The following is a 13970-nucleotide window of genomic DNA, read 5'->3' as shown; positions in this document are numbered from 1 at the left end:
CGGCTATGTCGGCAGGGGGATGCTAATGTTCTAAATAACGGAGTGGAGCAGTGAGATTTCCTTATCAACGTCTGGCCTATATGTTCGATGCTCTGCAAACGGAAACGCTACCTCAGGAGGAGCTGGCGAAACGCTTTGCGGTTTCAACACGGACAGTGCGGGCTGATATCACGGCGTTGAATGAGATCCTTGAGCATTATGGCGCACACTTTGTGCATAACCGTGGTTTTGGCTATCGGCTGGTGGTGGAGGATGCTGACCGCTTCCGTACCCTACAGCCGCAAAATCGTAAGATGCACCTGACCCCACGTACTGCCAATGAGCGGGTGCATTATCTGTTAATCCGTTTTTTGACCTCTGCTTTTTCATTGAAGCTGGAAGATTTAGCCGATGAATGGTTTGTTAGCCGTGGCACATTGCAAAATGATATGGCTGAGGTGAGAGAAAGGTTAAACCGTTACCATCTGACCATTGAAACTAAGCCCCGCTATGGCATGAAGTTATTCGGTACGGAATTAGCTATTCGCACCTGTTTGACGGATTTACTGTTTCAGTTACAACTGCAAGATGCCGATAACCCATTATTAAAAAATGAGTTTTTAAGCATCCAGACCATACCGGAGCTGACCGGGTTACTGCATGAATTGCTTGCACAATACGCCGTGCGCTTAACCGATGAGGGCGAGCAATACCTGATTTTTTACTGTGCGGTGGCGATAAAACGTATCACTGACGGCTATCCGTTATCCGATTTTGATGCAGAAGATGTGGACGAGGCGGTTAAGTTGGCCTCAGGTCGTTTGGCGAATGAACTCAAGCTGTTATCCGGTAAAGATATTTCAGCCGCAGAAGAAGCTTACTTACGGGTGAATATTGCTGCTCGTCGGGTGCAGGCCAGCCCGCCCAACACCAGCCGCCCGAGTGAAATTAACGCCGATGACGAAGAGACATTGGTGGATTATATTCTCACGTATATCAATACCCACTATAACTACAATTTGCAGGGCGATAAGCAGCTACGAGTTGATTTACTCACCCATATCAAGACCATGATAACGAGGGTGAAATATCAGATTACTATTCCTAACCCACTGTTATCCAATATTAAACAGCATTATCCTATGGCCTATGATGTGACATTGGCAGCCGTTTCCAGTTGGGGTAAATATACCCCTTACAGCCTAAGTGAAAATGAAATTGGCTATCTGGTGTTACATATTGGGGTCGGGCTGGAGCGCCATTACAATATTGGTTACCAGCGCCATCCGCAGGTGATGTTGGTGTGTGACACAGGAAATTCTACCACTCGCATGATTCAGGCGCAGATTTCCCGTAAGTATCCGCAAATTGTCATGACACAGACTATTTCCCTGCGAGATTACGAAAATCTTGACCATATCGACGAAGATTTCATTATTTCCAATTCACGGCTGGCAGAAAAAAACAAGCCGGTGGTGGTGATGTCACCTTTCCCGACGGAATATCAATTAGAGCAGCTCGGGAAGCTGGTGTTAGTTGATCGCACCCGACCTTACATGTTGGAAAAATTCTTTGATAACCAACATTTTATGATTATTGACCAGCCAATGACTCAAGAGCAGTTATTCAAAAAAGTCTGTGGTCAGTTGGAAGAAGAAGGGTTTGTTGATGCGGATTTTTACCCCTCTGTCGTGGAGCGAGAGGCGATAGTCTCCACCATGCTGGGCGAGGGGATTGCTTTGCCACATTCACTGGGCCTATTAGCTAAGAAAACCGTGGTGGTCACGTTATTAGCACCTGATGGCATAGCTTGGGGGGAGGGTGAGGTCGCGCATGTAATTTTTTTGCTGGCGATCAGTAAAACCGATTATGAAGAAGCGATGGCAATTTATGACCTGTTCGTGACCTTTGTGCGCGAGCGCTCAATGAGCCGTTTATTGAGTAGCCAGCATTTTGATAGTTTTAAGGCCATCGCGATTGATTGTTTAAGTCGTATTTGATTTTTTGTTAGATTGATTCGGTTGTTAGAGCTTCACTGATGACTTAACCCAGGTGGCCGCAACCGAACCAATAACCCAATAAAAAATATCACTGCCACCCATATCTGCGCACAAACCATCCTTTCACTAACTGCGTCGTCACCATATAGCCGGTGAGGATCAAAATCAGCCATGGGAAGTAAGATAGCGGCAACGCCTGTAATTGCAGGAATCCAGCCAGTGGCGAGAAGGTTAGGCCAATACCGACAACAACAACCGCCAATGTCATCAAACACAACGGCCATGAGGCGCGACTTTGAATAAAGGGAATCTTACGGGTACGAATCATATGCACAATCAAGGTCTGGGACAGCAACCCTTCGACGAACCAGCCAGATTGAAATAAAGTCTGCATTTCTGGTGTGTTAGCTTTGAATACCCACCACATCAGGCTGAACGTTAACACGTCAAAGATTGAACTTATCGGCCCAAAGAACACCATAAATCGCCCAAGATCGCCGGCGTTCCAGCGTTGCGGCTTAGCCAGTTGCTCTTCGTCGACGTTATCAAACGGAATGGCAATCTGGGAGATGTCATACATCAGGTTTTGGATGAGCAGATGCAAGGGCAGCATCGGCAAGAAGGGTAAAAATGCACTGGCAATTAGCACACTGAAAACGTTACCGAAGTTAGAGCTAGCCGTCATTTTTATATATTTCAGCATGTTGGCGAAAGTTCGGCGGCCTTCTATTACCCCTTGTTCCAGAACCATCAAGCTCTTTTCCAGCAAAATGATATCGGCCGCTTCTTTGGCAATATCGACGGCCGAATCTACTGAAATCCCGATATCAGCCGCCCGCAGGGCTGGGGCATCATTAATGCCGTCCCCCATAAAACCAACCACATGGCCCGCATTACGCAGGTTTTGTACAATGCGCTCTTTATGCATCGGTGTTAGCTTGGCAAACACCGTGGTGGTGCGGGTGGCTTCAGTCAGTTCTGCCTCGTTCATCTGTTCGATATCATGGCCCCGCAAGACTTTCTCGACAGACAGCCCGACATCTTTACAGACTTTGCGCGCGACTAATTCATTGTCACCGGTGAGAATTTTGACGCTGACACCACTGTTTTTCAATGCCAACAGCGCGGGAGCCGTACTCTCTTTGGGCGGATCGAGGAAGGCGATATAGCCTTCAAGAATTAGGTCATATTCGTCGATAACCGCATAATCTCGTTGATATGCCGGTAAAATCCGCGTTGCGACGGCAACGACTCTCAGCCCTTGCTGATTTTGCTCATCGGTAATACGGCGGATGCGCGCCAGCAGTGCATCGGTCATCGGGATAACTTCATCCCCCTGGCGGACATGGCGGCAAATGGACAGCATCTCTTCCAATGCGCCTTTGCAGATTAGCTCGTGATAATCCGATTTATCGCTGACCACCACTGACATGCGGCGGCGCTCAAAATCAAACGGAATTTCATCGATTTTACGATAACCCGCCAACATGTCAGTCGACTGGGATTCAGCTGCGGCAGAGTTCGTCATGGAAGACAATACCGCCACATCTAGCAGATTTTTCAGTCCGGTTTGGTAGTAACTGTTGAGCCAGGCATAGCGCAGTACTCGCTCACTATTCGCACCAAATACATCGGTATGGCTCTCCAGCAAAATTTTATCTTGGGTCAGAGTGCCGGTCTTATCGGTACACAAAACATCCATCGCCCCAAAGTTCTGGATAGCATCCAGTCGTTTGACGATTACTTTCTGTTTTGACAGCTTCACCGCCCCTTTTGCCAATGTCGATGTGACAATCATCGGCAGCATTTCTGGAGTCAAACCCACGGCGACGGAGAGGGCAAACAGCGCGGCTTCCCACCAGTCACCTTTGGTAAATCCATTGATCAGTAACACAATGGGTGTCATAACCAGCATAAAGCGAATCAACAACCAACTGACTTTGCTGATGCCACTTTGGAAAGCATTGGGTTGTTCATCCTGGTGAGTTACGCGCTCAGCCAGCAGGCCAAAATAGGTTTGGTTACCGGTGCCGATGACGATTGCCAGCGCAGAACCGCTCACCACATTAGTCCCCATAAAACACAGGGTATCCCGCTCTAATGGATTCTGTTCATCACATTCACGGCATTGCGCCACTTTCTCAACCGGCAGAGATTCCCCGGTCAGGGCGGCCTGGCTGATAAACAGATCTTTCGCCGCCAGAATGCGCAGGTCTGCTGGGATCATATCGCCAGCAGACAACTTGATAATATCGCCGGGCACCAACTGGGCGATAGGCAGCTCGCGGTGCTCACTCTTTCCAGTATGAGCATCGCTGCGTATTACTGTCGCGGTGTTGCTCACCATGGCTTTCAGAGTATCTGCAGCGCGGTTTGAGCGGGCCTCTTGAATAAAATGCATCAGGGTGGAAATCAGCACCATGGCACCAATTACCAGTGCAGCAGTGAGGTCTTCAGTGGCATAAGAAATCAGTGCCAGAATGGTCAATAGCAAGTTAAAGGGATTGCGATAACAGTGCCAAAGATGAACCCACCAAGGGGTAGCTTGCTGATTTTCAATCAGATTACTGCCGCTGTTTAGGCGAATCGCCTCGGCTTCCTGCTCAGTCAAGCCCTCGGGATGGCTGTGAAAACGCTGATAGAGTTGCTGGGGCGCTTCATTGGCACATTGCAAACGCTGTAGCGTCAGGTCTGCCGGGATATCTTTAGCCGTACTTCCCGCAGAAAGCCCTTCAAGCATGGTTTCCCGGCGGATTAGGCGGCGGGGCAGGTTGCGGCTCAATACATTGAGCAATTGCCGAGTGAAATTTTTAACTTGCATGGTTCAAACCTTACTGTCATGCCCTGCAATCGTGATATCCGCCATATTTCAAGCTGGCCGATTTCCTGCCACTCGAATTATTGAGGCGATATGAAACGATCTTCAGGTTGCGCCCACGGCAAACCTGCCGTAAAAAGGGCAAAAACATCAGCAGCAGAAACCAACGCAGGGAAAGCGCGCAGTAACTGCCTCTCAGATTATTATTATCCGATAAGGCAGCCACGTCAGACGGGGGATTACCTTACCGGCACACCCCAAAGGGTGCAGGTCGAGGGAACAGGGTCCACTGGGTAATTAACCTCCGGTGAGTGAAGAAACATTTTGCTTGAGCTTGAAGCTATAGCACTCAAGCAGCTATACAGACAGTAAACCGTATTATTATTGTTGCCACGGCAAAAATCACCCTGACGGCTATCTTATCCGTTAGGGTAATAACGTGTTACCAGTCATGGGGATATCATGCGTTGAGTCTGATTCCGAGCATGTAAGTCTTCCCACTGTTCCAGTAAATATCAATAATACGGTAGCTATAAATAATCAGTTTATTATATATATTCAAACCTAAACATTAGGTAAACCATGCAAAACCGTTTGACCATTAAGGACATTGCCCGCATGAGTGGCGTTGGAAAATCCACTGTTTCACGGGTTTTGAATAACGAAGGCAGTGTCAGCCCACACACTCGCGAGCGAGTTGAGGCGGTTATCCGTCAACAGGGTTTTACTCCGTCAAAGTCGGCCCGCGCCATGCGGGGGCAGAGTGATAAAGTGGTGGGGATTATTGTCTCACGTCTGGACTCTCCGTCTGAGAATCAGGCGGTGCGCACCATGTTGCCGCTGTTCTATCAGCAGGGTTACGACCCAATTTTGATGGAGAGCCAGTTTGATCCCAAATTAGTCAGTGAGCATCTGCACGTTTTACAACAACGCCATGTGGATGGCGTCATTTTGTTTGGTTTCACGGGGTTAACCGCTGAAATGCTCTCGCCGTGGCAGGAGAAAATGGTGGTATTGGCGCGCGAATATGCAGGTTTTTCTTCGGTTTGCTATGACGATGAAGGCGCGGTGCGGCTGCTGATGGATAAACTGCGCCAGGCTGGACATCGGCATATCAGTTATATCGGCGTGCAGCCTACGGATGCCACGACCGGCCTGCGTCGCCACCAATCTTATCTTGATTACTGCCAGCAACATGGTTTGACGCCGACAGTTGCGTTGGGTGAATTGAGTTATCAGAGCGGCTTCCAGTTAGCGCCTAAAGTGATAAAACCGGATACCTCAGCATTGGTCTGCGCCTCTGACACCATCGCCATGGGTGTAAGTAAGTACTTGCAACAACAAGGGCAGCAAAACATCCAGGTTTGCGGCATCGGGAATACGCCGCTCTTGAGTTTCTTGTTCCCTAATAGCCTATCTGTGGAGCTGGGCTATGGCAGTGCAGGTGTCAAGGCAGCACAGCAACTGCTTGATCAACTTAACAATAATCAATCTATTCAACAGATTATCATCCCCGGCCAATTGGCTTGATGCTTCCTTTTATATCGTAATGCTCCCTGCCATCTCATTCTGAATTGAGTGGTGGGGCGCTTTTGTAATGACTTACTTTCGATGGATAAACGTACAAAAAATTATCAAGTTGTGATCTTGAACCCAAGTTGGGAACGTTCCCATTCCATAAAAATGAATACCTAGCTAACCTTTAAATAGCTAAATATTTAATCAGCTATTGTTTTTTATGACCGACAATTGTTTTTAATTTGTTTTTTGTTCAAGACAGAATGGACTGATTTTTTAAAAAAATCTTACAATTCAGTATGCTACCCCACCTTTACGAAAGGTATGTTGAAATGAGCAAAGTGAAACAACAAGACATCGATCAATTGATCGTACTGGTGGGAGGCAAAGAAAATATTGCCACCGTCAGCCACTGCATTACCCGGTTACGTTTTGTGTTAAATGACCCATCGAAAGCATTTCCAAAAGAGATAGAAAAGCTGTCGATGGTCAAAGGTTGCTTTACCAATGCCGGGCAATTTCAGGTGGTTATCGGGCCGGAAGTCGATGATTACTACAAGGCATTGATTGCTAAAATTGGTCAGAATGAAGTCGATAAAGAGCAAACCAAGCTGGCCGCGCGACAGAATATGACATGGTTTGAGCGCGGCATTTCTCACTTTGCCGAGATCTTCTTTCCACTGTTACCGGCCTTGATCAGCGGGGGGTTGATCCTCGGTTTCCGTAATGTGATTGGTGACATCCCGATGTCGGATGGCAAAACGCTGGCGCAAATGTATCCGGCGTGGAAAACCATTTATGACTTCCTTTGGTTACTGGGCGAAGCCATCTTCTTCTACTTGCCCGTTGCTATCTGCTGGTCAACTGTTAAGAAAATGGGCGGCACGCCGGTATTGGGGATTGTATTAGGGATTACACTGGTTTCTCCGCAGTTAATGAATTCCTATCTGTTGGGGCAACAGATCCCTGAAGTATGGAACTTCGGCTGGTTCACCATCGAAAAAGTGGGTTATCAGGCGCAGGTTATTCCCTCTATTCTGGCGGGTTTAGCACTAGGCTGGATTGAAACCAATCTGAAAAAAATTATTCCTGCTTACCTCTATTTGGTGGTTGTGCCGGTAGTTTCTCTGCTGCTGGCTGTATTCCTTGCTCATACTTTGATTGGGCCATTTGGACGCATGGTGGGTGATGGTGTGGCATGGGGTGTGAAAGCGGTGATGACCGGCAGCTTCGCCCCTATTGGCGCTGCACTGTTTGGTTTCCTGTATGCGCCGCTAGTTATAACCGGTGTGCATCAAACCACTCTGGCCATTGATATGCAGATGATTCAGAGCATGGGGGGCACACCAGTTTGGCCGCTGATTGCTTTGTCTAATATTGCACAGGCTTCGGCGGTGCTGGGCATTATCATTATTAGCCGTAAGGTTAATGAGCGCGAAATCTCAGTCCCCGCGGCGATTTCAGCCTATCTCGGTGTAACTGAACCGGCAATGTACGGTATTAACTTGAAATACCGCTTCCCGATGTTGTGCGCGATGATTGGGTCGGCACTGGCTGGCCTGATTTGTGGGCTAACCGGGGTGATGGCAAACGGTATTGGCGTCGGTGGTCTGCCGGGTATTTTGTCCATCCAACCGCAGTTCTGGGCGATTTATGCTTTGGCTATGTTGGTGGCGATTGTGGTGCCGCTGGTACTGACCATATTGGTTTATAAACGCAAAGATAGCCGCGGCGAATTGCCGGTCTGAATCCGGATATCCGCCAGAAGAAATTCTCTGGCGGAGTTATTTTCTCAATGAAAAAGAGTCTGTTATGAATAATCCTATCCCTTGGTGGCAAAACGGCGTCATTTATCAGATTTACCCGAAGAGTTTTCAGGACAGCACCGGTAATGGCTACGGTGACCTGGCGGGAGTGACGCAACGGTTGGATTATCTGCAAAAGCTGGGTGTTGATGCCATTTGGTTGACACCGGTTTATGTCTCGCCGCAAGTGGATAACGGCTATGACGTCGCGGATTACTGCGCCATTGACCCGGCTTATGGCACTTTGGATGATTTTAAGCATCTGGTCGCGCAAGCCCATCAACGCGGCATTCGCATCGTGATGGATATGGTCTTCAACCATACGTCTACTGAGCATGAATGGTTTAAAGCATCACAGGACCGCAACAGCCCTTATCGGCAGTTTTATATTTGGCGTGATGGCGAGGGTGACAATTTACCCAATAACTGGCGCTCTAAATTTGGCGGCAATGCCTGGCAATGGCATGCGGCCAGTGGCCAATATTATCTGCATTTATTTGCAACAGAACAGGCTGATTTGAACTGGGAACATCAACCTGTACGTGATGAACTAAAAAAAGTGTGCGAGTTTTGGGCTGATATTGGTGTGGATGGTTTGCGCCTGGATGTGATTAATCTGGTCTCTAAGCAACAAGACTTCCCTGATGATTTTGACGGTGATGGCCGCCGTTTCTATACCGATGGCCCTCGTATCCACGAATTTCTACAAGAAATGAGCCGCGATGTGTTTCAGCCTCGTGGCCTCATGACTGTCGGGGAAATGTCCTCCACTCGCTTGGATCATTGTCAGCGCTATGCGGCATTAGGGGGCGATGAGTTGTCGATGACCTTTAATTTCCATCATTTGAAAGTGGATTATCTCAATGGTGAGAAATGGTCGCTGATGCCGCCGAACAGAGTCGAACTTAAGCAGATTTTTAATCAGTGGCAGCAGGGTATGCATAACCGCGCGTGGAATGCGCTGTTCTGGTGCAACCACGACCAACCGCGCATTGTGTCGCGTTTGGGTGATACAGGCCCGCTGCGTTTGCCTGCCGCCAAGATGTTGGCGATGGTGCTGCACGGGATGCAGGGCACGCCTTATATTTATCAGGGCGAAGAAATTGGGATGACCAATCCAAACTTCAGCTGTATAGATCAATACCGGGATGTCGAAAGCCTGAATATGTTTGCTGAATTGAGTGCGAAAGGGCGCGATTCTGATGAGTTATTGGCAATTCTGGCGGCTAAATCACGTGATAATGGCCGAACTCCTATGCAATGGGATAGCAGCCACAATGCCGGATTCAGTCAAGGGACTCCGTGGATTGAGCCTTGCCGTAATTATAATGAGATTAATGTCGATGCTGCGCTGGCAGATGCTGATTCAGTGTTTTATGCCTATCAATATCTGATAGCCCTACGCAAACAACATGATGTGTTTACTTTTGGTGACTATCAGGATCTTTGCCCACAACATCCTGATTTATGGTGTTATTTACGCAGTTGGCAAGGTAAGCAGTTGCTGGTGGTCGCGAACATGAGCGGTGAGCCGCAACAATGGCAGCCGGAAAGTATTGTGCTGGACGGTAACTGGCAGTTGTTGATGAGCAGTTATGGCGAAAGCGCCTTCCAGCCGCAGCAGATGATATTAAGGCCATATGAGGGGATTTATTGGGTTAGGAATTGATTCGCTCAGTTCGGATAGAAACGAAGAAAGTTAAATGGGCTAAAGTGCTCTGATAACCCAATCAGAGCACCCATTCACCTGGCTAAATTCAACTCCGGTAACTGAGAGAAAATGCTCACCAACCCTTCTCCCCAACCCTTACGGATCATCATGAAATAGGGGTGATCTTCCGTGATCCGGTACTGCTGGGCGATGCTGAAACTGTCCAGTGGGTAGGTCATCACATCCAGCGGTAACCCCACTGACAAATTACTGCGCAAGGTGGAATCCATTGAGATCAAAGCACATTGCATAGCTTGATCCAGCGCCGTGTCATAGTTCAACACGCGGTCAATAATGGGTTTTCCATACTTACTTTCGCCAATCTGGAAATAGGGCGTGTCCTGCGTGGCTTCAATAAAATTCCCTTGCGGATAGATATGAAACAACCGCAGTCCTTCGCCTTTAATTTGCCCACCTAACAATAGGTTGCAGTTAAAATCGGTCCCTCCGCTGTTTTGCTGCGCACCACTGTCCCGGTTAATCACCTCCCGCACGGTCTCACCCAACAGTGTGGCCGCTTCATACATCGAATGCACATTCATCAGGTTAGTGTGTTCGGCATCTAAACATCGGCGCTGTAGCAAACTGACAATGCTCTGCGTGGTAGCAAGATTGCCCGCACTTTGCACAACCAGCGTTCTTTCACCATCATGCTGAAACAGATGCAATTTACGGAAAGTGGAAATATGATCCACGCCGGCATTGGTGCGGGAATCAGAAGCAAACACTAACCCGGACGATAACCGCATGGCCACACAGTAGGTCATAACACCTTCCTTAGAGCCTAACGTATTAGGCTATTTTGTTTGCCATCAGAGGCCTTTATTGCGACATATCCAGCCGTGGGTTAGATAACATATGCACAGCAGCTATGGTTTGCATATCCTCATAGCCACCACCCCGGCGGATACCCCGTACCGGACAGGCATCCAGATAATCTATCCCTACCGCCAGTTTCAAATGCTGATTCGGTTTGCAGGTATTATTGGTGACATCAAAACTCTGCCAATGCCCATTCAGCCACACTTCTGCCCATGCATGGGTCGCAACATGACTGGAGGATTCTGTATAAAGATAGCCGCTCACATAGCGTGCCGGAATATTTAAACTTCGGCAACAGGCGAGAAAGACGTGAGTGTGATCCTGACAAACACCTTGCTCGGCGGCAAAAGCCTGTGCGGCGCTGTCTTGCACGGTTGTGGTGCCGGGGCTATAGGGCATTTTAGCCAGTAACTCCCCCATCATTTGTGTTAGACAATCCAGTTGCGCTTGCGCTGTGGTTACGCCCTGACAATAACCGGATGCAAATTGACGGATAGCGGCATCCGGTTGCGTCAGTGGGCTGTGACGCAGAAAGACCAGTGGCGAGAGGTGATCGCCACTGTCATCCTCGACATTATCTTCAATCTCTACCACACCTTGGGCTTGAATTGTGATGGCCTGATGCGGCTTATCCAATGTCAAAACATGTAGCACATTGCCAAAAGCATCAGTGGTACAAATAGCTTCTTCCGGCAAAGTCAGTTGCCAGGACAAAATTCGCTGATGGGCTGAATCTTGTGGGGTTAGGCGCAGATACTGAGTGCTGTGTTGCACCTGCTGGGCATAGGTGTAATGGGTGCTGTGATCGACATTCAATCTCATTGGACCTCCAGATAGGTTTGACGAATGCTGTCGGCGATAGCATTTATCTTGCCTAAAAAATCCATCAGGTAGACGTGCAGGCCGTCGGCCATGACATCCGTGATGCTGCTAAAACGCAACTCAGCAAGCAAAATACTGACCAGCCGTCGGGGCTGATGACTGCGATTGCCGCCAATTAATGCCAACTGTTGTTCCATATCGTTGACGCAAGCCAATAGGGAACGGGGGATTTCATTACGTAAAATCAGCAATTCAGCAATCGCCTCGCGGCTGAGTTGTTGCTTATATAAACTGTGGTATGCCTCACGGGCGCTGACGGCGCGTAGCAAGGTGTCCATCCGGTAATATTCGCGCACCGGATCATCGTCACTATCCAATAATTGGTTTTTGACATCTAACAGGCGGGCGGTACTGTCAGCTCGCTCAATCAAAGTGCCCAGACGAATGAAATAGAGCGCATCGCTGCGCAACAATGTGCCATACACGGCACCACGGAACAGGTGTGAGCGCTCCTTAACCCAGTCAAAAAACGTATCAATCTCAGCGGCGCTAATCCCTTGGCGACGCAGTTGTTTCATCTCAATCCAAGTGGCGTTAATGCTTTCCCATACTTCGGACGACAAGCTGCCGCGTACTGCATGGGCGTTATTCCAGGCCATCTGTAAGCAACTGAAAATGCTGCTGGGGTTATGGCTGTCGAGCACGAAGAAATTCAACAAGTAGGTCATCGACACTTGTGGATAATGCTCAGCAAATAGGGCTTGAGTATTGCTTAGGCTAAGGGGCACTAATAAATCAAAATTCACGCGATTGCTGGAGGGCATCATCGACAGCCGGTTAGTGACATCCAACACCCGGGTAATGTTTTCTGCCCGCTCGAGATAACGGGCCATCCAATAAAGTTCACTGGCTGTTCGGCTTAGCATGCATCATCCTCCAATACCCAAGTGTCCTTGGTTCCGCCGCCTTGTGAGGAGTTAACCACCAGCGAGCCGTCGGCCAGAGCTACGCGAGTTAATCCGCCGGGAACTAAGCGAATCTCTGCGCCAGACAGGGCAAAGGGGCGCAAATCAATGTGGCGTGGTGCGAGTCCATTATTAATGAATGTCGGGCAGGTGGAGAGCGCGAGCGTTTCTTGCGCAATATAGTTTTGCGGCCGCGCCAGCAGTAATTGGCGAAATTGGGCAATTTCAGCCTGTGTTGCTGCCGGGCCAATCAACATGCCATACCCACCCGCACCATGAACTTCTTTCACTACCATCTGCTCAATATTGGCTAATACATAAGACAGATCAGCGGGTTGGCGGCATTGCCAAGTGGGGACATTGGCTAAAATCGGCTCTTCAGAGAGGTAAAAACGGATCATCTCCGGCACATAGGGATATATAGATTTATCATCTGCGACGCCCGTACCAATAGCATTGGCTAATACCACGCCGCCCGCGCGATAGACTGACAGCAGCCCTGGGATCCCCAGCATTGAGTCAGGGCGGAAAGCCAGTGGATCAAGAAAAGCATCATCGACACGGCGATAAATGACATCAATCTTGCAAGGGCCGGCGGTGGTGCGCATAAATACCGCCCCTTCCTTGACGAACAGGTCAGCACTTTCGACCAGTTCGACTCCCATCTGCTGAGCCAGGAAACTGTGCTCAAAGTAAGCACTGTTAAAGCGCCCTGGTGTCAATACCACCACGGTGGGATCATTAACGGGGGTGCTTTCGCGCAGAGTTTGTAACAGATGGGAAGGGTAGCGCTCAACCGGTGCGATACGCTGTTCGGCGAACAGTTCTGGGTAGAGCCGCATCATCATTTTGCGGTTTTCCAGCATATAAGAGACGCCGGATGGCGTGCGTAGATTGTCTTCCAGTACGTAATAAAGGCCATCACTATTGCGCACCATATCCACACCAATGATGTGTGCGTAGGTGTCGCGATGCAAATTCACCCCTTGCATGCAGGGCTGATATTGGTCGTTAGCCAGAACTTGCTCGGCCGGAATAATGCCAGCTTTGATAATATGTTGGTCGTGGTAAATATCATGCAGAAATGCATTCAGCGCCTGAACACGTTGGCGGATGCCACGGTCAAGCATCTGCCATTCGCTGGCGGGAATAATGCGCGGCACACTGTCGAAAGGAATTAACCGCTCCGCGCCGTCATCGTCACCATACACATTAAAGGTAATGCCCACCCGATGAAACAGCAGTGCGGCTTCCTCGCGTTTACGCGCGATGGTTAGCTGGTCGGCCTGTTGTAACCATTGCCAGTAGGCGTCGTAATGGCTGCGGTGTTTCCCTTCAGCCAGTAACATTTCATCGAAAAATCTGGATACGGAAAGGTCGATGTTCAGCATTATCACCTCGCTAACAGAACAGGCTGTATATGAGATTACGCATAAACTGTGCCAGCTCTTCAAACAGGCAAAATAAGGGGATTAGAGCGATTTCAGCACTATTTGGGTGCAATTAGTGAGCAAGGCGCATTATTACTGA

9 protein-coding genes are annotated in these 13970 nt (G+C 48.9%); 4 read left to right on the top strand and 5 right to left on the bottom strand.

What is annotated here, in order from left to right; all coding sequences use genetic code 11:
* Positions 1–50 precede the first annotated feature (50 nt).
* Positions 51–1979 (top strand): BglG family transcription antiterminator, encoded by a 1929-nt coding sequence (locus tag F0T03_RS19145; RefSeq protein WP_145555178.1) that lies wholly within the window; start codon positions 51–53, stop codon positions 1977–1979.
* Between the two features lie 88 nt (positions 1980–2067).
* Here the strand turns inward: F0T03_RS19145 and mgtA are convergent, their stop codons facing one another.
* The gene (gene mgtA, locus F0T03_RS19140; RefSeq protein ID WP_159680117.1) at positions 2068–4800 is read right to left on the bottom strand and encodes a magnesium-translocating P-type ATPase; all 2733 of its coding nucleotides are present in this window, start codon (positions 4798–4800) and stop codon (positions 2068–2070) included.
* A gap of 579 nt (positions 4801–5379) precedes the next feature.
* Between mgtA and treR the strand changes: the two genes are divergently transcribed.
* From treR to treC, 3 genes are all read left to right on the top strand, one after another.
* A complete protein-coding gene (gene treR, locus F0T03_RS19135; RefSeq protein ID WP_159680115.1) occupies positions 5380–6327 on the top strand; it encodes a trehalose operon repressor TreR in 948 nt (315 codons plus the stop codon).
* 320 nt (positions 6328–6647) lie between these two features.
* Positions 6648–8063: a PTS trehalose transporter subunit IIBC gene (treB, locus tag F0T03_RS19130; RefSeq protein WP_159680113.1), complete on the top strand. Its 1416-nt coding sequence runs from the start codon at positions 6648–6650 to the stop codon at positions 8061–8063.
* 64 nt (positions 8064–8127) lie between these two features.
* Positions 8128–9789 (top strand): alpha,alpha-phosphotrehalase, encoded by a 1662-nt coding sequence (gene treC / locus F0T03_RS19125; RefSeq protein ID WP_159680111.1) that lies wholly within the window; start codon positions 8128–8130, stop codon positions 9787–9789.
* A gap of 74 nt (positions 9790–9863) precedes the next feature.
* Here treC and F0T03_RS19120 read toward each other — a convergent pair whose 3' ends face one another.
* The 4 genes from F0T03_RS19120 to F0T03_RS19105 are packed head-to-tail and all read right to left on the bottom strand — an operon-like array spanning position 9864 to position 13831.
* Positions 9864–10598 carry a proteasome-type protease gene (locus tag F0T03_RS19120; protein ID WP_159680109.1) on the bottom strand — a complete coding sequence of 245 codons (735 nt, stop codon included), beginning with the start codon at positions 10596–10598 and terminating at the stop codon, positions 9864–9866.
* A gap of 55 nt (positions 10599–10653) precedes the next feature.
* The gene (locus F0T03_RS19115; RefSeq protein WP_159680107.1) at positions 10654–11475 is read right to left on the bottom strand and encodes a transglutaminase family protein; all 822 of its coding nucleotides are present in this window, start codon (positions 11473–11475) and stop codon (positions 10654–10656) included.
* The gene (locus F0T03_RS19110) at positions 11472–12401 is read right to left on the bottom strand and encodes an alpha-E domain-containing protein (RefSeq protein ID WP_159680105.1); all 930 of its coding nucleotides are present in this window, start codon (positions 12399–12401) and stop codon (positions 11472–11474) included. Before F0T03_RS19110 ends, F0T03_RS19115 begins: the two co-directional genes overlap by 4 nt.
* Positions 12395–13831, bottom strand: coding sequence for a circularly permuted type 2 ATP-grasp protein (locus F0T03_RS19105; RefSeq protein ID WP_159680103.1), 1437 nt, complete (start codon positions 13829–13831; stop codon positions 12395–12397). Before F0T03_RS19105 ends, F0T03_RS19110 begins: the two co-directional genes overlap by 7 nt.
* Positions 13832–13970 lie beyond the last annotated feature (139 nt).

Source organism: Yersinia canariae (assembly GCF_009831415.1).
GTDB lineage: Bacteria > Pseudomonadota > Gammaproteobacteria > Enterobacterales > Enterobacteriaceae > Yersinia > Yersinia canariae.
This window is presented reverse-complemented; position numbering and strand designations above follow the sequence as displayed.